At 69.3% G+C, this 20,151-nt stretch carries 21 protein-coding genes and 1 other RNA gene; 10 read left to right on the top strand and 12 right to left on the bottom strand.

What is annotated here, in order from left to right; all coding sequences use genetic code 11:
• Position 1: 1 nt before the first annotated feature.
• From RNZ50_03510 to RNZ50_03490, 5 genes are all read right to left on the bottom strand, one after another.
• Positions 2 to 886 (bottom strand): ABC transporter permease, encoded by an 885-nt coding sequence (locus tag RNZ50_03510; GenBank protein ID MDT8854114.1) that lies wholly within the window; start codon positions 884 to 886, stop codon positions 2 to 4.
• Entirely contained in the window at positions 864 to 1,472 is a 609-nt protein-coding gene (locus tag RNZ50_03505) for an ANTAR domain-containing protein (protein ID MDT8854113.1), read from the bottom strand. Before RNZ50_03505 ends, RNZ50_03510 begins: the two co-directional genes overlap by 23 nt.
• Positions 1,469 to 2,563, bottom strand: a complete 1,095-nt coding sequence (locus RNZ50_03500; GenBank protein ID MDT8854112.1) for a transporter substrate-binding protein — start codon at positions 2,561 to 2,563, stop codon at positions 1,469 to 1,471. The genes RNZ50_03505 and RNZ50_03500 overlap by 4 nt, the downstream gene beginning before the upstream one ends.
• 272 nt (positions 2,564 to 2,835) lie before the next feature.
• Positions 2,836 to 3,189, bottom strand: a transfer-messenger RNA (tmRNA) gene (gene ssrA, locus RNZ50_03495).
• Positions 3,190 to 3,355: 166 nt separating this feature from the next.
• Positions 3,356 to 4,402, bottom strand: a complete 1,047-nt coding sequence (locus RNZ50_03490; GenBank protein ID MDT8854111.1) for an extracellular solute-binding protein — start codon at positions 4,400 to 4,402, stop codon at positions 3,356 to 3,358.
• Between the two features lie 228 nt (positions 4,403 to 4,630).
• Here RNZ50_03490 and RNZ50_03485 point away from each other — a divergent pair, with 228 nt between their 5' ends.
• On the top strand, positions 4,631 to 5,860 hold the full coding sequence (locus RNZ50_03485) for an aminotransferase class V-fold PLP-dependent enzyme (GenBank protein ID MDT8854110.1): 1,230 nt from the start codon (positions 4,631 to 4,633) through the stop codon (positions 5,858 to 5,860).
• A gap of 121 nt (positions 5,861 to 5,981) precedes the next feature.
• Here RNZ50_03485 and metG read toward each other — a convergent pair whose 3' ends face one another.
• From metG to RNZ50_03470, 3 genes are all read right to left on the bottom strand, one after another.
• Complete coding sequence (metG, locus tag RNZ50_03480) at positions 5,982 to 7,700, bottom strand: methionine--tRNA ligase (GenBank protein ID MDT8854109.1); 1,719 nt, start codon at positions 7,698 to 7,700, stop codon at positions 5,982 to 5,984.
• Between the two features lie 162 nt (positions 7,701 to 7,862).
• Positions 7,863 to 9,083: an MFS transporter gene (locus RNZ50_03475; protein ID MDT8854108.1), complete on the bottom strand. Its 1,221-nt coding sequence runs from the start codon at positions 9,081 to 9,083 to the stop codon at positions 7,863 to 7,865.
• A 338-nt stretch (positions 9,084 to 9,421) separates the two neighbouring features.
• Entirely contained in the window at positions 9,422 to 10,030 is a 609-nt protein-coding gene (locus tag RNZ50_03470) for a hypothetical protein (protein ID MDT8854107.1), read from the bottom strand.
• Positions 10,031 to 10,134: 104 nt separating this feature from the next.
• On the opposite strand from RNZ50_03470, the gene RNZ50_03465 reads away from it, so the two are divergent.
• From RNZ50_03465 to RNZ50_03455, 3 genes are all read left to right on the top strand, one after another.
• Entirely contained in the window at positions 10,135 to 11,172 is a 1,038-nt protein-coding gene (locus RNZ50_03465) for an aldo/keto reductase (protein ID MDT8854106.1), read from the top strand.
• A 62-nt stretch (positions 11,173 to 11,234) separates the two neighbouring features.
• A complete protein-coding gene (locus RNZ50_03460) occupies positions 11,235 to 11,762 on the top strand; it encodes a hypothetical protein (GenBank protein ID MDT8854105.1) in 528 nt (175 codons plus the stop codon).
• Entirely contained in the window at positions 11,750 to 12,259 is a 510-nt protein-coding gene (locus tag RNZ50_03455) for a lipocalin family protein (GenBank protein ID MDT8854104.1), read from the top strand. Before RNZ50_03460 ends, RNZ50_03455 begins: the two co-directional genes overlap by 13 nt.
• Here the strand turns inward: RNZ50_03455 and RNZ50_03450 are convergent, their stop codons facing one another.
• Positions 12,260 to 13,117 (bottom strand): helix-turn-helix transcriptional regulator, encoded by an 858-nt coding sequence (locus RNZ50_03450; GenBank protein MDT8854103.1) that lies wholly within the window; start codon positions 13,115 to 13,117, stop codon positions 12,260 to 12,262.
• A 177-nt stretch (positions 13,118 to 13,294) separates the two neighbouring features.
• Between RNZ50_03450 and RNZ50_03445 the strand changes: the two genes are divergently transcribed.
• Complete coding sequence (locus RNZ50_03445; protein ID MDT8854102.1) at positions 13,295 to 14,110, top strand: fatty acid desaturase; 816 nt, start codon at positions 13,295 to 13,297, stop codon at positions 14,108 to 14,110.
• Positions 14,111 to 14,184: 74 nt separating this feature from the next.
• Positions 14,185 to 15,078, top strand: coding sequence for a DMT family transporter (locus tag RNZ50_03440; protein ID MDT8854101.1), 894 nt, complete (start codon positions 14,185 to 14,187; stop codon positions 15,076 to 15,078).
• Here RNZ50_03440 and RNZ50_03435 read toward each other — a convergent pair.
• Together RNZ50_03435 and RNZ50_03430 are read right to left on the bottom strand one after the other, a co-directional pair.
• Positions 15,075 to 15,746 (bottom strand): NUDIX hydrolase, encoded by a 672-nt coding sequence (locus RNZ50_03435; protein ID MDT8854100.1) that lies wholly within the window; start codon positions 15,744 to 15,746, stop codon positions 15,075 to 15,077. The genes RNZ50_03440 and RNZ50_03435 overlap by 4 nt on opposite strands.
• The gene (locus tag RNZ50_03430) at positions 15,736 to 16,128 is read right to left on the bottom strand and encodes a DUF983 domain-containing protein (protein MDT8854099.1); all 393 of its coding nucleotides are present in this window, start codon (positions 16,126 to 16,128) and stop codon (positions 15,736 to 15,738) included. The genes RNZ50_03435 and RNZ50_03430 overlap by 11 nt, the downstream gene beginning before the upstream one ends.
• A gap of 209 nt (positions 16,129 to 16,337) precedes the next feature.
• Between RNZ50_03430 and RNZ50_03425 the strand changes: the two genes are divergently transcribed.
• The 4 genes from RNZ50_03425 (at position 16,338) to RNZ50_03410 (ending at position 18,446) form a co-directional block, all read left to right on the top strand.
• On the top strand, positions 16,338 to 16,862 hold the full coding sequence (locus RNZ50_03425; GenBank protein MDT8854098.1) for an EF-hand domain-containing protein: 525 nt from the start codon (positions 16,338 to 16,340) through the stop codon (positions 16,860 to 16,862).
• Positions 16,863 to 16,942: 80 nt separating this feature from the next.
• Positions 16,943 to 17,539, top strand: a complete 597-nt coding sequence (locus RNZ50_03420; GenBank protein ID MDT8854097.1) for an RNA polymerase sigma factor — start codon at positions 16,943 to 16,945, stop codon at positions 17,537 to 17,539.
• 1 nt (position 17,540) lies between these two features.
• Positions 17,541 to 17,915 (top strand): dihydroorotate dehydrogenase, encoded by a 375-nt coding sequence (locus tag RNZ50_03415; GenBank protein MDT8854096.1) that lies wholly within the window; start codon positions 17,541 to 17,543, stop codon positions 17,913 to 17,915.
• Positions 17,916 to 17,918: 3 nt separating this feature from the next.
• A complete protein-coding gene (locus RNZ50_03410) occupies positions 17,919 to 18,446 on the top strand; it encodes a periplasmic heavy metal sensor (GenBank protein MDT8854095.1) in 528 nt (175 codons plus the stop codon).
• 300 nt (positions 18,447 to 18,746) lie between these two features.
• Here the strand turns inward: RNZ50_03410 and RNZ50_03405 are convergent, their stop codons facing one another.
• The gene (locus RNZ50_03405; GenBank protein MDT8854094.1) at positions 18,747 to 20,141 is read right to left on the bottom strand and encodes a diguanylate cyclase; all 1,395 of its coding nucleotides are present in this window, start codon (positions 20,139 to 20,141) and stop codon (positions 18,747 to 18,749) included.
• Positions 20,142 to 20,151: the final 10 nt, after the last annotated feature.

Raw genomic sequence — 20,151 nt, 5'->3', positions numbered from 1 at the left:
GTCAGGACCGTCCTCTCTGGGTCGGGTCCAGCACGTCGCGCAGCGCGTCGCCCACCAGATTGAAGGCCAGCGCGAGCAGGATGATCGCCGCACTGGGAATGAACACCAGCCACGGGGCCGACTGGAAATAGGTCTGGTTCTCGAAGATGATGTTGCCCCAGCTCGGCGTCGGAGGCTGCACGCCGACCCCGAGGAACGACAGCGTCGCCTCCAGCAGCACCGTCGTTGAAATCCCCAGCGTGCCCCAGACGATGATGGTGGGCATCAGATGCGGCAGGATGTGCAGGAACAGGATGCGCGCGGTGCCGGCCCCAAGCGTGCGCTCGGCGGCGATGAAATCCCGCGCGGCAAGCGACGTGGTTTCGGTATAGATCACCCGCGCCGTCTGCACCCAGTTGACCAGTGCGATCACCAGCGCCACGATCCACAGCGACGGCTGGAAGATCGCGGCCAGACAGATCGCCAGCAGCAGCGCCGGAAAGGCCATCATCAGATCGGTGAACCGCATCAGCACCGCGCCGATCCAGCCGCGGAAATACCCCGCGACAAGGCCCACAAGCACCCCGATCAGCAGGGAAAGGCCATTGGCCACCACCCCGATCACCAGCGACGTGCGCGCGCCATACAGGATGCGGGAAAAAAGGTCGCGCCCGAGCAGATCCGTCCCCAGCAGGAAGTCCCCGCCGGGCGGCAGCGGCGCGCCTTGCAGCGTCAGACCCTCGAACCGCTGTTCCTCGGGGGGAAAGGGGGCGATCAGCGGCGCCGCAAGGGCACTGACCACGACCACGAGGATCAGCACGATCCCCAGCACGGCCAGCTTGCGCCGCATCAGCCGCGCCAGCGCGCCGGCCGGTCGGTTGGGGTCAGCCGCGGCCAAGTCGGTCATCGCTGTCCTGTCCTTCTGCAAATTGCGCCACGATGCGGGCGGCGGCATCCTCGAAACTGATGCGCCAGGCCATGGCCAACTGCCGCAACTGCGCATAGGCCTCGGTTTCGGTCTTGCCGCGCAGGGCCAGAAGCACGACCGCCCGCACGACGGTCTGGCGCTCGTCGAGCCTGCGCCGCAGATCGGCGATTTCCGCCGCCCGCGCGCGCTGCGCCGCAAAGGCGTCACGCGCGATCAGCAGGGCCGAATAGACGCCATGATCGCCGACCGGCTTCAGCAGCTGGGCATGGGCACCGGCCCGCAATGCCCATTCCACCCGCCCCGGCGCCTCGGATCCGATCAGCGCGATCATCGGCATGGGCGAAGACCCCGGTGACCAGGGGAACTGTTCGTCATGGCCCATGTCCGCATCGAAGAACACGAAATCCGCCGCCAGACTGTCGGGGCCCAGTTCGGGCCAAAGCTGGATCATGTGGAGCCCGATGGCGGCCAGTTGCCGCGACAGCGTCTGCACGACCGGATGGGGGCGATGCAGCACGATGGCACGCGCGCCGCCCAGGTTCTGGATGCGGATCGGGGATCTCATGACACCACCCGCAGATGCGGCACCGGGCGCAGCGCCGCCCGGCCTCGGCTCAGATAGGGGTCTCCGGCCACGCCGGGCAGTGCCCGGATGACCCGGAACGCCCCGCCCCGCACCTGGGCGATCAGCACGGGCAAGACGGTGTGATGCGTTTCGGGATCGACGATGCCGCCCGTTCCGGTATCAACGGACAGCAGTTGCGCAAGGCTGCTGTGTTCGGCGCCCGGACAGGACGACAGCAGCCGCGCCAGTTCGCGCACGGCGGCAAACGCCGCGGCCTCGTGCGACGAGCCAAAGCGCCCGGCCCACGGCCAGCCGTCAACCCCCTGGAAATAGGGGCCCGCCGCGACCAGCCCCTCGGCCGCATCGCCAAGCGCCGCAAACTCGCATTCGGTCAGGTTGCACGACAGCACGGGGCAGCGGTCGGCGCGGAAATGCGGGTCTTGCCGGCCGAGTTCGCGATAGGCGGCCAGAAACTCGTAGGAAGACGGCCCGATCAGGGAATTGAGGATGAAATCGGGCCGCGTCGCGCGGACCTCGTCGATCATCCGTCCCACGTCGCGAAACCCGATGGGCAGGTATCGTTCGCCCAGTATGGTGCCGCCGGCGGCCATGATCGTCTCGCGCGCGAGGCGGTTCATTTCCCAGCCCCAGATGTAGTTCGACCCGATCAGGAATGCGCGCGTCCCGTGCGTCGGCATCGCCCAGTCCAGCAAGGGAAGCAGGTGCTGGTTCGGGCAGGAATGGGTGTAGACGACATGATCCGACGCCTCGAACCCCTCATAGGGCACTGCATACCAAAGGGTTCCCCCGTTCCGTTCGAGCGTCGGGATGACTTCCTTGCGGCTCCACGAGGTCACGCAGCCCACGACGTGGCGCGCATCGGTGTCCCGCAGGATCTGTTCGCACAAGGGGCCATAGAGATCGACGTTGCCACCGGGGTCGCGCTCCACGGGAACCAGACGGATGTCGCTTTCGGGATTGCTGTTGACCATCGCGATGCAGGCCAGCGCCCCGGTCCGGCACGCTTCGGAAAGCAGCGCATAGCTGCCGGTCCGCGAGTAGAGAAGTCCGATTTCGATGCGTCGCTTCACTCTGTTCCCCAGTACGCAAAAAGCCCTGACGCAGCAAAACGGGATGCTGCGTTCAGGGCTTGATTGCCGGGCCGGACTTTCGGCGGTTTGGTAAGGTTTTAACCGCGCCGGGCAGCCCGTCAAGGGGGTAGATTCGCGATGACGGGCGGCCCGAGGGCTTCTGCCCGGATCATCGGTGCCCGGCATGGACATCGGCCGCGCGTGCCGGGGAAGATGACCGATCAGGACAGGGCCGCGGAGCCTGTGGCTTCCGGGTAGCGAAAAGGGGGGTAAGTGCAGGTTTCTGTTGCCAGGTACCTGCGAACCCCGCCTTACGCTGCTAAGCGCAAGGGCTTAAGTTTCGATACCTCGAACTGCTTACGCAGCCAGAGCCATCGGAGCACGGTTGTCGTTGGCAACTGTACTTTTGGACCGATAACGGTGGTACCTCACCGAGCAAAAGCTGGCCCCTTTAGACGTTCGTCGATCCTGTTTCGGCCCCCTCCGCCCCCAACGCGGGGTGATTGGTGGAGCCGCCGGGTACCGCCCCCGGGTCCGATCCGTGTATTACGGGTGCGTTTATCGCCATAGTCACGGTTGCCCGTGACAAGATCAATATAGGGCGCGCGGGCGCGGATCACAAGCGGTCGGTTTCTTCGGGCGGATCGGGGGCGACCGGTCTGCGGCGGGGCAGGCGGGGGGCTGTCTGCCCCCCACGCCCGCGTCTGCGACGCAGGCTCCCCCCGAGGATATTTGTGCCAAGGTGAATGGAAAGGGGCGCCCGGCACGGTGGCCGAGCGGTCATTTCGCGGATCAGAAGCCCGCCTTGATCTTTTCGAACTCTTCCAGCATCCGGTCGCGCATCGCATTGTCGATCGGGGTCTGGGACAGCAGGGTGCCGGTGATCGGGTTCACGTCGGCGGCAACCAGATCTTCGGCCGGGATTTCGGACATCGCCACGTCGTTGGAATGGGCGTAGCCGAAACCGTCCAGCAGCCCCTTGGCCGAGCCGTGGTCGAGCCAGGCGTTGATGAAGTCATAGGCCTTGTCTTCCGAGCCGGGCGAGTTCTTGAAGTTGATGTAGCCGCAGAACCAGGTCGCGGCCCCTTCCGCAGCCTCGCGCTGGAAACCGACCGGGAAGCCTTCGGAGCGCATCAGCGCGATGGAATCGTTCCACGACCAGGCCACCTGCACCTCGCCGGTGGCCATCAGCTGAGCCAGTTCCGACGGGTCGGCCCAGTAGGCGCGCACGTTTTCATGCGCCACGCGCAGCCAGGCGGCGGCGGCCTGGAACTGTTCTTCGGTGACCGCGCTCCAGTCCGACACGCCGGTGGCCAGCAGCGCCAGCGACCAGATGTCGTCCGTGTTGTCGGGCAGCGAGATGCGGCCTGCGTATTTCGGGTTGTGGAACACCTGCAGCGAGGCCACGTCTTCGGCGGGCACCTCCTTGGTGTTCCAGGCAATGGCGGTATAGGCGTAATCGGTCGGGATGTACCACACGCCGGCATCATCCTTGAAGATCGGCGAATCCAGCAGGCGCGGCGCGATTTCACCGAAATTGGGGATGCGCGAGATGTCCCAGGGTTCGATCAGCCCCTCGTCACGGTATTTCGACACCATCTGCGAACAGGGATGCGCCACGTCGGCCTTGAAGCCGGCCTTGACCTTCTGGAAAGCCTCGTCGTCGTCGCCATACAGGGCATAGGTCGGCAACTGGCCGTGCTTGGCGACATAGGACTCGATCAGGGCCTGATCCTCGAAACCGGCCCAGTCGAACACGATCAGGTCGGGATCTGCGGCAAGGGCGGGCAGGGCAAGGGCCAGCGAAGCACCGGCAAGGAGCAATCTGCGAATGGTCATGGAGTTCCCCGTGTTGGTAACGTTTCTCTGGACGTAGAAGACCGTTCGCGCAGTCTGCCGCCCGCCGGGAAAACGTAGGGCAGGCGGCGGAACGACTCAAGACCTGTTGCGGGACGAAAGGCCGCATCGCGGGCATGTGATGCTTTTTGTGGCATTCCCGCGCGGGGTTGCGACGGCACGCGGGGGCGTTAGGATCACCGGGCTTTCCCTGCCCCGAACGGAGCTTGCATGACCCGGCTTGATCTCGAATTCGTCCGCGCCCAGTTTCCCGCCTTTTCCAGCCCGGCCTTCGCGGGGCAGGCGTTCTTCGAGAATGCGGGCGGGTCTTTCCCCTGCCGTCAGGTGGTGGACCGGCTGACCCGCTTCTACCATGACCGCAAGGTGCAGCCCTATGCGCCCTATGCCGCGGCCACGGCGGGCGGGGCCGAGATGGACGAGGCGCGGGCAAGGCTCGCGGCGATGATGGGGGTAGAGGGCGACGAGGTCAGCTTCGGGCCGTCGACCAGTGCCAACACCTACGTTCTGGCGCAGGCGGTGCGGGGCTGGCTGGCCGGGCAGGGCGCGATCGTCGTGACCGACCAGGACCACGAAGCCAATTCCGGCGTCTGGCGGCGGCTGGCGGCCGAGGGGGTCGAGGTGCGCGAATGGCGGCTCGACCCCGACACCGGCCATCTGGACCCCGAGGCGCTGTCCGCGCTGCTGGTCGATGGGCAGGTGCGGCTGGTGTGTTTCCCGCATTGCTCCAACGTGGTGGCCGAAGTGAACGACGTGGCCGCGATCTGCGCCATGGCGCGGGATGCCGGAGCCTGCACGGTGGTGGACGGGGTCAGCTATGCCCCGCACGGGTTGCCGGACGTGGCGTCGCTGGGGGCGGATGTTTATCTGTTCTCGGCCTACAAGACCTACGGGCCGCATCAGGGGATCATGGTGATCCGCCGTGCCTTCGGCGAAGCGCTGCCCGCGCAGGGCCACTGGTTCAACGCGGGCAGCCTTTACAAGCGCTTCACGCCCGCCGGGCCGGACCATGCCCAGATCGCCGCCTGCGCCGGGATGGCGGATTATTTCGATGCGCTGCATGATCACCACTTCGGGGCGGGCGGCACCGGGGTCGAACGCACCGCGCGGGTGCATGACCTGATGCGGGCGCAGGAGGTGGCGGTGGTGCAGCCGCTGCTCGACTATCTCGCGGCGCGCAACGACCTGCGGCTGATCGGCCCGCGCCGGGCCGAAGACCGCGCGCCGACCGTGGCGGTGGCGCTGGACCGCGCGGCGGAACCTGTGTCGGTGGCGCTGGCGGCGGAAGGCATCGACTGCTGGGGCGGCGATTTCTACGCCGTGCGCCCGCTGGAGGCGATGGGGGTGGACCTCGCGCGCGGCGTGCTGCGGCTGAGCCTCGTGCATTACACCAGCGCCGAAGACGTGGCGAAGGCGGTCGCGGCGCTTGACCGTGTGCTGTAGTGGAGCGCGAATTTTCGTCGAAAATTCGGGGCACGGGAGCAAGGCTAATTTTCTACGAAAATTCCGACCGGCAACGGATCGATCGCCCGGCGAAGGCCGGTCCCGCCTTCGCCGCGCCCGATCAGGCCCGAACGCCCGAAAACCTCGCCTGCCAGTCGACCCGCTGCTCGTCGGTGATCTTGGCGAACATCACCTCGGGCACGGTGAATTCATGCCCCGCAGGCAGCACCGACAGGGCGCTGGCCATGTCGGCGGGCCAGGTCCAGTCGTCGCTGCCCATCGCCTGCATCATCGTGGCGCTGGCGTCGGGAATGAAGGGGCGCGAGATCACGGCATAGAACCGGATCAGGTTCAGCGCCAGCCGCACCATGGCCTGCGCCGCCTCGGGGTCGGTCTTGACCACCGTCCAGGGGGCGGCCGCCTGCAGGTATTCGTTGCCCGCCACCCAGATCGCGCGCAGTTCGATCGCGGCCTTGCGCACCTCCATCGCCGTCATGCAGTCTTCATAGGCGGCCAGCCGGGCTTGCAGATCGGCCACAAGCGCCGTCTCGCGCGGCCCGAAACTGCCACCCGCAGGCACGGTTTCGCCAAACTTCGCCCGGGCGAACTTGGTCACCCGGCTGACGAGGTTGCCCAGCACATCGGCCAGATCCTTGTTCACCGAGGTCTGGAAATTCTCCCAGGTGAACTCGGAATCGCTGTTCTCGGGGGCGTGGCTCAGCAGCCACCAGCGCCAGTAATCGGCGGGCAGGATCGACAGCGCCTGATCCATGAACACGCCGCGCCCCTGGCTGGTCGAGAACTGGCCGCCGTCATAGTTCAGGTAGTTGAACGACTTGATGTAGTCGACCAGCTTCCACGGCTCGCGCGACCCCATGATGGTGGCGGGGAACGACAGGGTGTGGAACGGCACGTTGTCCTTGCCCATGAACTGCACGTAGCGCACGTCGTCCGCGCCCAGATCGGTGCGCCACCAGCGTTGCCAGGCGGCATCGGGCAGGCCCTGCGCATCGGCCCATTCGGCGGTGGCGGCGATGTATTCGATCGGCGCGTCGAACCAGACGTAGAACACCTTGCCCTCCATCCCCGGCCAGGGCTCGCTGCCGCGCATCACCGGCACCCCCCAGTGCAGGTCGCGGGTGATGCCGCGGTCCTGCAACCCGTCGCCGTCGTTCAGCCACTTCCTGGCGATCGAGGTCGTCAGGATCGGCCAGTCGGTCTTGGAGTCGATCCACGCCTCCAGTTCCGCACGCAAGCTGCGCTGCTTCAGGAACAGGTGCTTGGTCTCGCGCACCTCAAGGTCGGTTGACCCCGAAATCGCCGAGCGCGGGTTGATCAGGTCGGTCGGGTCCAGCTGCTTGGTGCAGTTCTCGCACTGGTCGCCGCGCGCCTTGTCATAGCCGCAGTTCGGGCAGGTGCCCTCGATGTAGCGGTCGGGCAGAAAGCGGTTGTCGGTGATCGAGAACACCTGCTTCTCGCTCACCTCCTCGATCAGCCCGTTGTCGGCCAGCGCACCCGCGAAATGCTGGGTCAGGGCCCGGTTGCGCAGGCTGGACGAACGGCCGAAATGGTCGAACGACAGGCGGAACCCTGCGGCGATCTCTTTCTGGACCGCGTGCATTTCGGCACAGAACTCCTCGACCGGCTTGCCCGCCTTGGCGGCGGCCAGTTCGGCCGGCGTGCCATGCTCGTCGGTGGCGCAGATGAACATCACCTCGTGCCCCCGCGCCCGGCAATAGCGCGCGAAAAGATCGGCAGGCAGCTGGCTGCCGACCAGATTGCCCAGATGCTTGATCCCGTTGATGTAGGGAATGGCCGAAGTGATCAGAATCCGTGCCATGCGCGCGCCCCTTGTCCTGCTGTCGCGCCCCGTTTAGCGCAGGTCCGCCGAGAGTGCCAGATGCAGGGCATCGCCTCCGGCGCCCCGGTTTCACCTTGGCAAAATATCCTCCGGGGGGTCCGGGGGGTGGAAAACCCCCCGGCGGCGTGGCCGGGGCCACCTTCAGTCGTCACGCCCCCGCCCCAGCAGCCTCCCGATCAGGAAAGAGGTGCGCGGCACATAGGTATAGGCCGTCCGCGCTGCCCGCGTCGGGCGCACGCCCATCCGCGCGAGACCGAACAGCATCAGGAACAGGTTCGACGCGGCGATCATCAGGAACATCGCCGAAGGCCCGAAGGCGTCGATCACCACCGAGGCCAGCAGCGGGCTGGCAATCGCCCCCACCGCGTAAAGGAACATCAGCGCCGCCGAAAGCTCCACCCGCTCGCGGCCTTCGGCAAAGTCGTGGGCATGGGCGGTTGCCACCGAATAGATCGGCAGGGTGGCAAAGCCGAACAGGGCGGCGGTGACGAACACCGCACCCGTCCCCGACCCGGCCAGCAGGATCGTGGCGACGCAGGTGGCGATCGTCACGCCGCCAAGGCCGATCAGCACGTAGCGGCGGTCGAAACGGTCGGCAAGCCAGCCCGCGGGAAACTGCGCCACCGCCCCCCCCACCACATAGGCCGCGAGAAACAGCGCGATCTGGTCGGCGCGCAGGCCGACCTCCAGCCCGTAGACCGGCCCCACCATGCGGAACGCCGCCCCGGTGATGCCCGAGACCACCACCCCCACGGCGGCCAGCGGCGACCGTTCCCACGCCAGCCGCGGCCGCAGGCGTGGCGCGTCGGGGGTCTCGGGCGGCTCGACCTTCGTCAGGGTCAGCGGGAACAGCGCGGCGCAGCACAGCAGGGCCAGCAGGTTGTAGGAAACGTAGGACGCAGGTTCCAGCACGCCGATCATCAATTGCGCGCCAAGGCTGGCGACGATGTCGACGATCCGGTAGACCGCCATCGCCCGCCCGCGCGTGGCGTTGGTGACCTTGGCCTGCATCCAGGCCTCGATGATGGTGTAGCACCCGGCAACGCAAAGTCCCGAGGCCATGCGCATCACCCCCCAGGCATAGGGGTTGATGATCAGCATGTGCGCCAGAATGCCGATGGTGCCCGCCGCGGTGAAGGCCGCGAAGGCGCGCGAATGGCCGACCTCGCCCATCAGCCGCGGCGCCCACCAGCAGCCGATGAAGAACCCCAGGAAATGCGCCGAGCCCAGCATCCCGATCTCGGCATTGGAGAAATCCAGCGCCGCCCCGGATATGGCGTCCAGCGGCGCCACCCCGCCCGACCCGAGCTGCAACAGCACGACCGACAGGAACAGGGCAGCAAAGGAAATCAGCAGACGCATGGAATCCCCGACCGATCCGGCCGGGTCACCATGGCCCGCGCGCGTGGCAAGGACCAGAGCGATTCAGGCGGGCGGGGAACAGGACGGGCGAACCGGAGGGCCGCCGCATCGGGCTGATGCATCGGGCCGAGGGGGGACAGGTCCTCCTTGCAATCGGCTCCTTGCAAGCAAGCCCCCCCGCGAACAAGCCACCCGCGAACAAGCCCCCCGCGAACAAGGCCCCCCCGGACAAGCCCCCATGAACCAGGCCCCCCAGGACAAGCCCCCATGAACCAGGCCACCCGGAACAAGCCCCCCAGAACAAGGCCCCGCTCGCCCGGGCCCGCACCGGCCCGCCGTCAGGCAGGCACCGGCGCCAGCGCCAGCCGCCGCCCGGCATCCTCTGCCAGATGCCAGCTGGCGGGCGGGTCGGTGCGGGCGCGCAGCCGGTCCAGCCGCCACGCGCCTTCGGGCGCGGGGGCCAGCGCCCAGCGGCTGTCGACCCCCGCCGCCCCGCCGCCCCCCGGCGTCAGCATCAGGCCCAGCGGGGCAGGGCGGCCCGCCCGGCGCGCGGCCTCTGCCCCCGCCTCGCAGGCCAGTTGCAGGCGGCGCACCGGCGTCAGGCCGGGGGGGGCGGTCAGGTCGGCCAGCACCAGCGGGGCGGCACCCGAGCGCAGCGCCTCCTCCATCGACCACAGCAGGTCCTCGGGGCGGCGCGCGGTGGCAAAGATCAGTCGGCCGGGGTCGGCAAACCGGCGCAACCCGTCGGGAAACAGCCGCTCCGCCTGCCAGCCCGGGCCGATCCAGATCACCGGGCCGCTGCTTTCGGCCAGCACCATCGCGGCCAGCGTGCGCCGCGCCATGCCGCAGAATTCATGCACCCGGCCGCGCGCAAGGCCCAGCCCGCCGGGGAGCGGCTGCATCGGGCGGGGCTTTGCCCCATGGCGGTCAAGAAGCTGGGTCTGCATCGGGAAACTGTGCCATGTTCGCGCAATGTTCTCAACCCCTCTCCGGCCCCCCTTGCCATTGCCGCCCCAGCCGCTACCCTGACCCCAACCCCGAAGGAGACACCATGACCCTGATCCCGCTTGGCCGCACCGGCCTTCAGGTCTCGACGCTGTGCCTTGGCACCATGACCTGGGGCACCCAGAACACCGAAGCCGAGGCACACGCCCAGATCGACATGGCGCTGGATCACGGGGTGAATTTCCTCGACACCGCAGAGATGTATCCCACCAACCCGGTCAGCGCCGAGACCGTGGGCGACACCGAGGCGATCATCGGGTCGTGGATCGCCAAGGGCGGGCGCGACCGCATCGTGCTGGCCACCAAGATCACCGGCGAAGGCCAGACCATGGTGCGCGACGGTGCGGGCATCACCGGCGCCAGCTTCCGCGCCGCGGTCGAGGCGTCGCTGGGGCGGCTGCGCACCGACCACATCGACCTTTACCAGATCCACTGGCCCAACCGGGGCAGCTACCATTTCCGCAAGCTCTGGGCCTATGCCCCTTCGGCCGACCGGCGCGGCACCCTTGCCCACATGGCCGAGGTGCTGGACGTGGCGCAGGATCTGGTGGACGAGGGCAAGGTGCGCGCCTTCGGGCTGTCGAACGAAAGCGTCTGGGGGGCGGCACAATGGCAGCGGCTGGCCGACCAGAACGGCTTGCCGCGCATGGCCACCATCCAGAACGAATATTCGCTGCTCTGCCGCCAGTTCGACAGCGACTGGGCCGAAATGGCCGCGATGGAGAACATGCCGCTCCTGGCCTTCTCGCCGCTGGCCGCGGGCCTGCTGTCGGGAAAATACGCGGGCGACGTGACGCCCGACGGCACGCGGCGCGCCCGCACCCCGGGGCTTGGTGGGCGGATCACGCCGCAGGTCTTCCCGGCGGTGGCCGCGTATCTGGGGATTGCCGCCCGCCACGGGCTCGACCCCTGCCAGATGGCGCTGGCCTTCTGCCGCACCCGGCCCTTCCCGGTGATTCCGATCATCGGGGCCACCAACCCCGGGCAGCTGCTGGGCAACCTCGCCTCGGCCCACCTGACCCTGTCGCCCGAGGTGCTGGACGAGATCGCCGCCGCCCACCGCCTGCACCCTGCGCCCTACTGAAACGGCTTGCACCGGGGCGGGCGATGGCGTCCTCTGCGCCCCGATTGACCCGAGGGGGACCGATGCGCCGTTTCCTGCTGTTCGCGCTTGTCGTGGTGCCGCTGCTGGCCGCCTGCCAGCTTGCGCTGCCGGGGGGCGGCGGCACGCCCCCGCCGCTAACCGCCGAGCCGATCGAGGTGACATCGCTCGATGCCCCCGGGCAGGCGATTCCCCAGCCGAAGGCCCGTCCCGCAGCGGCCCCGGCCGCACCGGCGACAGCCCCGCAACCCGATCCTGCAGCGTCCCCGCCCGCCGGCGCCGCGGCACCCGACAAGACCGCTGCAGACCCGCCGCCCGAAGCCGCCGCGCCGAAATCGCCCGTCCAGCTTGCCTGCGAACGCACGGGCGGCCGCTTTGCCGTCTCTGGCGGCGGCGGGGCAAAGACCTGCATCCGCCCGACCCGCGACGGCGGCAAGTCCTGCAGCAGACAGGGCGACTGCGAAGGCGTCTGCCTTGCCCGCTCGCGCACCTGCGCGCCCATCGCACCACTGTTCGGCTGCAACGAGATCCTGCAGGCCGACGGACAAAGGGTCACCCTATGCATCGACTGAAGCTCTTGATCCTGCTGGCCATCGCCGCCTGCACCGCCCCCGCGCCGCCGCAGCAGGGCTTCCGCAAGCCCGGGACGCAGCTTTATTCCAACGCGGTGTTCCAGCCCGAACGCCTTCAGGGCCGCTGGGATCAGGTCGCCGCCTTCGCCGCCCCCGCCGCCCCCGCCTGCCGCCCGGGCGGGGCAGAGTTCACCCCCGGCGCGCTGGCGCTGACCCTGTGCCTGAACGGGCGGCAGGTCGCGGCTTCCGGCCCGCTGGTGGTCACAGGGCCGGGGCGGCTGGCGCTGCGCGGGGCCGACCCGGCCGGGATCGGCCAGCCGCTCTGGGTGCTGTGGGTCGATGACGGTTACCGCACTCTGGTGATCGGCACGCCGTCGGGCGACTTCGGCTTCATCCTGAACCGCGGCGGGCCGCTGCCGCCCGACCGGCTGCAGGCGGCGCGCGAGATCCTCGACTGGAACGGCTATGACCTGACACGGCTGCGCCAGCCCGGCTGATCAGCCGATGCCCGACCGCAGCGCGCGCAGGTGGTCGCCGACCTCGCGCGCGCCGTGGCTCGCCTCGCGCACCAGACTGTCGAAATGCTGGGTGATGCTGGCCACCCGCGCCCCGTCGCGGAAGGCGATGTAGTGGCGCCCCAGATAGACCACCGCCAAAAGCGGCCCGAACACCGTGACCGGGGCGGAAAACAGCCGCTTGGCGTCGAACAGATACAGCCGCAGCGTCGGATAAAGCTGCTCGTTCAGCATCAGCAGCCGGTCGATCTGCTCCAGCCGCACCGGGGCCGGCAGGCCCGCGTAATAGCCTGTGCCGCCCGCAAAGGCCGCAAGCTCATGCAGCGGCAGGGCAATCTCGTAGTCCGACCGCATCTGCCGCATCCAGCCCAGCCGGTCCTCGAAGGCGCCGAACGCCTGTTCGGCGGTGCGCCCCAGTTGCGGCTCGTATTCCCATTCCACCATGGCGCGGGTCTTCAGCATGTCGGGCAGGGTGGCGGGCACATGGCGGATCTTGTAGCCCGCCGCCTCGCGGTGCCAGCCGAAGATGGTGTCGTCGATCACCGCGCGCGGCGCCTCGGTGATGGAAAGCGAGGTCGCCAGCAGGTCGGCCAGCGGTTCCGGCCGGGCGGCCAGCCCCAGCAGCCAGTCGGCACTGATCCCCAGCGCCTGCGCGCAATCGGCGGCCAGTTGCGCATTCGGCAACCGCTTCCCGTCAGCCAGAAGCTGCGAGATGGTCGAGCGGTCCACCCCCGTCGCCCGCGCCAGCCCGCTGCGGGTCTGGCCGCGCACCGCCATCGCCTCGACCAGGCGGGTGCGGAACAGGGCGGCGCGATCCCGCTTGTCGATCATTTCCGACATGTGTTCACCAAAGTCACCAGCGTTGCCTTTGTGCTGCCGATATTCCCGATACCGGCGGCGCATCGCAAGTGGTAATCACCGGGGCGTGATCACCGCGAAGGACGCATCTTGCCCCGCAACCAGCCGTCTGTCGAACTTCCGACCCTGCTCCTGCTGCTGGCGACCTATGCGATCTGGATGCTTGGCACCTTTGCCCCGCCCCTTGTCGGGGTGGTGCTGACCGGGATCGCCATCGCCCAGTTCTCCTCGCTGCAACACGAGGTGCTGCACGGCCATCCGTTCCGGCAGCGCCTGCTGAACGAGGCGCTGGTGTTTCCCGGCCTGAACCTGACGGTTCCTTACGGCCGCTTCCGCGACACCCACCTCGCGCACCACCACGACCCGGTCCTGACCGACCCCTACGACGACCCTGAATCGAACTACGTCGATCCGGCGGTCTGGGCGCGGCTGCCCCGGCCCGCCCGCGCCCTGCTGCGCCTCAACAACACCCTCGCGGGGCGGGTGCTGCTGGGGCCGGTGATCGGCAACGCGCTGTGGCTGAACACCGAACTGCGCCTGCTGCGCGGCGGTGACCGCGCGGTGCGGCGCGACTGGCTGCTGCATCTGGGCGGCGTGGCGCTGGTGGTGGCCTGGGTCTGGCTCGCGCCGATGACCGGCTGGGCCTACCTTGCCGCAGCGTGGATCGGCCATGGCCTGCTGAAGATCCGCACCTTCCTCGAACATCGCGCGCATGATCTGGCGCGCGCCCGCACCGTGATCATCGAGGACCGCGGCCCGCTGGCCTTCCTGTTCCTGAACAACAACCTGCATGTCGTGCACCACATGCACCCCGATGCGCCGTGGTATCGGCTGCCCGCGCTCTATGCCGCCAACCGCGCGCACTACCAGCGCCGCAACGACGGCTATGTCTACCGCAGCTATGCCGAGGTGTTCCGCAAGTATCTGCTGCGCGCCAAGGACCCGGTGCCGCATCCGCTCTACTCCGAACCCTGATCCCCGGTTTCTTCTTGGCTTAAATACCCCCTTGCCGCCCTCGACGCCCCGTGCGGCGCGTGGCATCAGGGGCGATGACCCTGTGGATTCCCGTCACCATCGCCGCCGCCGCGGTGCAGACCCTGCGCTTCATGCTGCAAAAGCGGCTGAAGGGGCTGGGCTTTTCCACCGGTGGCGCCACGTTCTCGCGCTTCCTGTTCGCGGCACCTCTGGCGGCCTGCGGCCTTGCCGCGCTGCTGCTGGCCGGGCATGAGCTTGCGCCACCTACGGCCGCCTTCTGGGGGTTCGTGATGGCGGGGGGCGTGGCGCAGATCCTGGCCACGCTCTGCACCGTCGCGCTGTTTTCCGAGCGCAGTTTCGCCGTGGGCATCGCCTTCACCAAATCCGAGATCGTGCTGGTGGCGGTGTTTTCGGCACTGGTGCTGGGCGAGCCGGTGTCCCTGCCCGGCTGGGGGGCGATACTGGTCGGCACGCTCGGCGTGCTGCTGCTGACGCGGCCGCCGCAGGGCTGGGGGCGGGCGGGGCTGTTCAACCGCGGCGTCGGGCTGGGGCTGACGGCGGGGGCGCTGTTCGGCCTCTCGGCCATCGGCTACCGCGGGGCGACGCTGGAGATTGCCGACCCCTCGGCGCTGTTCCGCGCGACAGTGGCGCTGGCGGCGGTGACCACGTTCCAGACGCTGCTGCTGGGTGCCTGGCTGGTATGGCGCGAACCCGGCGAGGTCGGCCGCGTCGCCGCCGCCTGGCGCCGAACGGCGCTGGTCGGGCTGACGGGCGTGCTGGGGTCGCTGGGCTGGTTCGTGGCCTTCGCGCTGATGAACGCGGCTTACGTGCGCAGTCTGGGGCAGGTGGAACTGGTGTTTTCGGCCCTCGTCTCGGTGCTGGTGTTCCGCGAACGGCTGCGCGGGCGCGAGATCGCGGGGATGGCGCTGCTGGCCCTGGGCATTCTGGGCATCGTCGCCGTCGCCTAGACGATGCGCCGGAAGGTCGGGCGGGGGCCGGAATTGTCGAAGAACGGCACGCCGACGGGGCTTGGCCCGTCGCGCAGCAAGGCGCCGATTTCAGCCAGCACCACCTCGGTTATGAAGGGCAGGTCCAGCGCCCGCGCCTCGGCCAGCCCGATCCAGTGCAGATGCGAAAGTTCATCGCAAGCGGCGCTGAAATCGGCGCTGTCGCCGTCGATGCCCGCGGCATCGGCCAGAAAGAACCGCGCGTCGAACCGCCTGCTGCGCCCCGGCGGGGTGATGGCGCGGAACACGAAGCGCAGCCCCGATGCGGCAGGCACCAGCCCGCGCGCGGCAAACCCGCCCCAGCCCGCGGGCACATCCCCCGGCCACCGACCCGGGCGGCCCAGCGCCAGCCCGGTTTCCTCCCACAGTTCGCGGATCGCGGCGGCGGCGAGTGCGGCGCCGTCTGCCCCGCCCCCGGTCAGCCGCGCAGCGCACAGGGCATCCAGCGGCGCGGCCAGCGGCACGGCCGCGTCGCCCGCATCCACCGCGCCGCCGGGAAAGACGTATTTCGACGGCATGAAGGCGGCCGCAGCGCCGCGCTGGCCCATCAGCACCTCGGCCCCGACGCGCCCCTGCCGCATCAGTATGATGGTCGCCGCATCGCGCGGCACCAGAATGTCAGTCGTCAATCCCGAAGCCATGCATCCGCCGCGCCCACTGGATGCCGACCAGCACCCCCTTCAGCCGTGGCAGAAGATACAGCGACAGACCGACCGTGCCCACCGAAAAGATCGTGGCCAGCAGCAGCGGATCGGGCCGCCAGGTGACGAAGCCCCACAGGATCAGCGGCGCCATCAGGTGCCCCACGATCAGGATGGTCAGATAGGCCGGCCCGTCGTCGGCGCGCTGATGGTGCAGCGCCTCGCCGCACACCGGGCAGCTTTCGCGCACTTTCAGATAGCTGCGCAGCAGCGGGCCTGACCCGCAGTTCGGGCAGCGCCGCCGCCAGCCACGCATCATGGCCGACCCCATAGGCCGGTCATCGTCCAGTATCAGGTTCTGATCGGTCATTGCTTTCATGCTTCCGGCGGCAGGGTTAATCTTATCCACAAGATACATCTATTATAGCCATCTTCCCCGGGAAAGGTAGGGTGTGCGCGGCCGTCCTGCATCGCGATGCCGCAAAATATCGCAGACGCCGCGACGGAAGCGCCGTTCTGCGGCGTTTCTCCTTCACAAGGCAGGACGACAGGCCGTTCCGCCGACTATAGGAGACGACGATGCAAAAGAAATCCCTCTTCACCACGCTCGTGATCACCGCCGTTGCCGTGGCCGGTCTGTCGACGGCCGCCCTGGCGGATCGCGGTCATGGTCGCGGCGCGGGCGACGGCCCCATGGGCGGCCCGGCTGACGGCCCGATGCCGATGCTGAACTTCGAGATGCTGGATGCCGACAAGGACGGCAAGATCACCCCCGCCGAGCTGAACGCCGAGCGTGCGGCGCGCGTCGCCAAGGCCGATGCCAATGGCGATGGCAAGATGAGCGTCGAGGAACTGGCCGCGATGGAACTTGAACGGATGACCGCCATGGCCACCGCCCGTGCCCAGGGCATGGTTGCCCGGATGGACAGCGACGGCGACGGCCTGCTGAGCGCCGCCGAACTGGCGGCCGGCCCCTCCCGGACGCCGATCTTCGCGCATGTCGATACCGATGGCGACGGGGCGATCTCGCAAGCCGAGGCCGATGCCATGAAGGCCCGGATGCAGGACCGCATGGGCAAGCGCGGCGGCGCCCCCCGCCCCTGATCGGACAGGTTCGCCCCGTCCGGGCACGTCCGGGCGGGGCAATTGCGTGGTGCAGGTATTGCGGCTAAGCCCGAGGCACGATGGACATGCCCCTTGATGCCCTCTCGGAAGTCTCGGACGAGGCGTTGCTCGGCCTCTATGCCAGGGGGGATCGCGCGGCCGCACGCGCCCTTACCCTGCGGCTGACGCCACGGGTGCTGGGCTATGCCGCGCGCCTGCTGTCAGACCGGGCCGAGGCCGAGGACGTGGCGCAGGAGGCGATGCTGCGGCTCTGGCGGATGGCGCCGGGCTGGCGCAGCGGCGAGGCGCAGGTTTCCACCTGGCTCTACCGGGTGGTGACCAACCTGTGCACCGACCGGCTGCGCGGGCGGCAAAGGCGCGGCACCGCCACGCTGGACGACGCGCCCGACGTGGCCGATGCGGCCCCCGGTGCGGTGGCCTCGCTGATCGAGGCCGACCGGATGACCGCGCTGCAGGCCGCCCTCGACGCGCTGCCCGACCGGCAGCGGCAGGCGGTGGTGCTGCGCCATATCGAGGGGCTGACCAACCCCGAGATCGCGCTGGTGATGGACATCGGAGTGGAAGCGGTCGAAAGTTTGACCGCAAGGGGAAAACGGGCACTGGCCGCGCTGCTTGCGGGGCGGCGGGCCGATCTGGGATACGAGGAAGGCGACTGAGATGCAGGGCACCGATCTGGACGATCTTTTCGCTGCGGCCCGCAACACCCCCGTGCAGCCCGGCCCCGCCCTGCTGGCGCGGGTGCTGGAGGATGCCGAGGCGCATCAGCCCCGGCAGCGCGACCCGCTGCCCGTGCGGCTGCGCCCGGCCGCCGGGCCGCCGGGCATCTGGAGAAGGCTGCTCGGCGCGCTGGGCGGCGGCGGGGCAGTGGCCGGTCTGGGCAGCGCGGCCCTTGCCGGGGTCTGGATCGGTTTCGCCCAGCCCGCGCCGGTGGCGGGCCCGGTGTTGCTGCTGACCGGCGCGCTCTGGTCCGAGACGACCACCGACATCGTCGAGCTGATCCCCGACCTTGACGACATCCTGCCGGAAGGCTGACCCATGACAGACATTCCCCCTCTGGCCGAAACGCCCGTCCCCCCGCCCGGCCGCTGGCTGCGCGTGGCGCTGGCGGTCTCGCTGGCCGTCAATCTCGGCGTGGCGGGTGTGGTCGCCGGGGCGTTCCTGAAAGGCGGCCCCGGCGGGCACCGCCCGGCATCCGAGCGCGATCCGGGCTTCGGCCCCTTCACGGCCGCGCTGTCTGCCGAAGACCGCGATGCGCTGCGGCGCGCCTACGTCGAGCGTGCCCCCGGCCTCCGGGCTGCCCGGGCCGAGATGCGCACCGAATGGGCCGCAGTTCTGGCGGCCCTGCGCCGGGAACCGTTCGATCCGGCCGCCCTGCAGGCCGCGCTCGACCGGCAGAACGCCCGCAGCCTGCAGCGGCTGACACTGGGGCAGGGCCTTCTGGCCGCTCATCTGCTGGCGATGACACCAGACGCCCGCCGCCAGTTTGCGGACCGGTTGCAGGCCAGCCTCGACCGCCGCCCCGACCGCAAGCCCGATGACCGGGGCAAGGCGCCCGGCCCCTGACCGGCCGCCGCGCGCCGCCCCAGGTCATCGCACGCCGCCGGTTTCTCGCCGTGTCCGCAGCACCGCGCCGCGCCGTGTCGCCCGCACCGCGCCGCCCCCTGCCGCCGCGCGCCGCCCGGTCATTGCACGACGCCGACGCCGCGCCGCCGACCCCGCACCGTGTCGCCCGCACCGCGCCGCCCCCTGCCGCCGAGCGCCGCCCGGCCCGCGTGCCGCGCCCGTTGCGCAGCCGTCACCCTGCGCCGCGCATCCGGCACTGCGCCAGTCGGCGCGGTGCGCGGGGCGACGGGCACCGGGCGCTCACGCTGCCGTGCGGCTGATGGTGACCTGGTTGCGCCCTTCGGCCTTGGCGACCAGCAGGGCCCGGTCGGCACGCTCGACCACGGCGCCCACCGGTTCAAGGTGCAGCGACTGGCCAAGATTGCTGATCGCAAGGCCGATCGACACCGTCACCGACAGCGCCCGCCCCCCGCTCAGCGGGATCGGCCGTTCCTGCACCACGCGGCACAGCCGTTCGGCCGTGGTGCTGGCATCGGCCAGGCCGGTGCGGGGCAGGGCGACCAGAAACTCCTCGCCGCCGATCCGTGCCAGCAGGTCGCCCGCGCGCAGGTTCTCCGACAGCCGTCGTGCCACCTCGACCAGCACCGTATCGCCGGCCGCATGACCGAAGCGGTCGTTCACCGACTTGAAGCGGTCAAGGTCGATCACCATCACCGCGAAGTCGCTGCCCGCCGTCTTTCCCGCCTCGGCAATCGCGGCCAGGTGCGGAATGGCATAGCGACGGTTGTAAAGGCCGGTCAGCGGATCGATCACCGCCAGGCGCAATCCGTCCTGGACCGAGGCCCGCAGCCGGTCGTTCAGCCGCTTGCGCCGCAGCAGGCTGCGCAGCCGGATAGCCAGTTCGCGCGGGTTGAAGCCCGCATCGACCAGATCGTTGGCGCCAAGGTCGAAGGCCATCGCCGCGTTGTCGGTGGCAGACTCGGCGCGCACGATGCAGACCGCCGCGTGCCTTGTGGCCGAGCGCGACCGCAAGTCCGACATCAGGCGCAGGCCCGCGCCATTGCCGCCGAGATCGGCCTCGATCACGAAGACATCCGGCACCGCGGCGCCCGGCCCCGGAAAGGCTTCGGCCAGCGCCTCTTCCCGGGTCATCACCAGCAGGCGGTCATGCAGCACGCCCGACAGCCCCTTGCGCCAGTGCAGCGCGGTTTCCAGCCGCGCGGTCACCAGCGCCACCACCCCCGGCCCGTCGAAGGTCACCGCCCCTTCGGCCAGCCCCAGCGCCGCCAGCGTGGCATCGCGGTGCCCCATGTCGGCCACGGCCTCGCGGGCGCGCAGCAGGTTGCGCAGCCGGGCAAGCAGGATCTGGTCGTCGATCGGCTTGCACAGGAAATCGTCGGCACCGGCCAGCAGCGCCTGCATCTTCGCCTCGGGGTCAGGGCTGGCGGAAAAGACCACCACCGGAATGTCGCGGGTCACCGCGTCGCCGCGCAGGCGGCGCAGCACGTCGATCCCGTTCATGTCCGGCAGCATCAGGTCGAGCAGAATCAGGTCCGGCGCCTCTTCCCGCGCCATCTTCAGGCATGTCGCACCGTCGCCGGCCAACAGCGGCTGATAGCACGCCTCTCCCAGCTTGACCTTGAAAACGATGCGATTTGTCGCAACGTCATCGACGATGAGGATCTTGCCGACCATGGTTGCTGAT

This window comes from Paracoccaceae bacterium Fryx2, assembly GCA_032334235.1.
Classification (GTDB): Bacteria; Pseudomonadota; Alphaproteobacteria; order Rhodobacterales; family Rhodobacteraceae; genus JAVSGI01.
The sequence above is the reverse complement of the archived record's forward strand: the minus strand, read 5'-3'. Positions and strand labels throughout refer to the sequence as shown.

What these genes read in the sequence shown, in the direction of transcription:
- RNZ50_03470 (MDT8854107.1), bottom strand. Translation starts at nt 10,030, where the DNA reads ATGCAGACCCAGCTTCTTGACCGCCATGGGGCAAAGCCCCGCCCGATG.
- RNZ50_03420 (MDT8854097.1), top strand. Translation starts at nt 16,943, where the DNA reads ATGGACATGCCCCTTGATGCCCTCTCGGAAGTCTCGGACGAGGCGTTG.
- RNZ50_03485 (MDT8854110.1), top strand. Translation starts at nt 4,631, where the DNA reads ATGACCCGGCTTGATCTCGAATTCGTCCGCGCCCAGTTTCCCGCCTTT.
- RNZ50_03410 (MDT8854095.1), top strand. Translation starts at nt 17,919, where the DNA reads ATGACAGACATTCCCCCTCTGGCCGAAACGCCCGTCCCCCCGCCCGGC.
- RNZ50_03415 (MDT8854096.1), top strand. Translation starts at nt 17,541, where the DNA reads ATGCAGGGCACCGATCTGGACGATCTTTTCGCTGCGGCCCGCAACACC.
- metG (MDT8854109.1), bottom strand. Translation starts at nt 7,700, where the DNA reads ATGGCACGGATTCTGATCACTTCGGCCATTCCCTACATCAACGGGATC.
- RNZ50_03465 (MDT8854106.1), top strand. Translation starts at nt 10,135, where the DNA reads ATGACCCTGATCCCGCTTGGCCGCACCGGCCTTCAGGTCTCGACGCTG.
- RNZ50_03440 (MDT8854101.1), top strand. Translation starts at nt 14,185, where the DNA reads ATGACCCTGTGGATTCCCGTCACCATCGCCGCCGCCGCGGTGCAGACC.
- RNZ50_03425 (MDT8854098.1), top strand. Translation starts at nt 16,338, where the DNA reads ATGCAAAAGAAATCCCTCTTCACCACGCTCGTGATCACCGCCGTTGCC.
- RNZ50_03490 (MDT8854111.1), bottom strand. Translation starts at nt 4,402, where the DNA reads ATGACCATTCGCAGATTGCTCCTTGCCGGTGCTTCGCTGGCCCTTGCC.
- RNZ50_03510 (MDT8854114.1), bottom strand. Translation starts at nt 886, where the DNA reads ATGACCGACTTGGCCGCGGCTGACCCCAACCGACCGGCCGGCGCGCTG.
- RNZ50_03505 (MDT8854113.1), bottom strand. Translation starts at nt 1,472, where the DNA reads ATGAGATCCCCGATCCGCATCCAGAACCTGGGCGGCGCGCGTGCCATC.
- RNZ50_03430 (MDT8854099.1), bottom strand. Translation starts at nt 16,128, where the DNA reads ATGACCGATCAGAACCTGATACTGGACGATGACCGGCCTATGGGGTCG.
- RNZ50_03405 (MDT8854094.1), bottom strand. Translation starts at nt 20,141, where the DNA reads ATGGTCGGCAAGATCCTCATCGTCGATGACGTTGCGACAAATCGCATC.
- RNZ50_03460 (MDT8854105.1), top strand. Translation starts at nt 11,235, where the DNA reads ATGCGCCGTTTCCTGCTGTTCGCGCTTGTCGTGGTGCCGCTGCTGGCC.
- RNZ50_03445 (MDT8854102.1), top strand. Translation starts at nt 13,295, where the DNA reads ATGCTTGGCACCTTTGCCCCGCCCCTTGTCGGGGTGGTGCTGACCGGG.
- RNZ50_03455 (MDT8854104.1), top strand. Translation starts at nt 11,750, where the DNA reads ATGCATCGACTGAAGCTCTTGATCCTGCTGGCCATCGCCGCCTGCACC.
- RNZ50_03450 (MDT8854103.1), bottom strand. Translation starts at nt 13,117, where the DNA reads ATGTCGGAAATGATCGACAAGCGGGATCGCGCCGCCCTGTTCCGCACC.
- RNZ50_03475 (MDT8854108.1), bottom strand. Translation starts at nt 9,083, where the DNA reads ATGCGTCTGCTGATTTCCTTTGCTGCCCTGTTCCTGTCGGTCGTGCTG.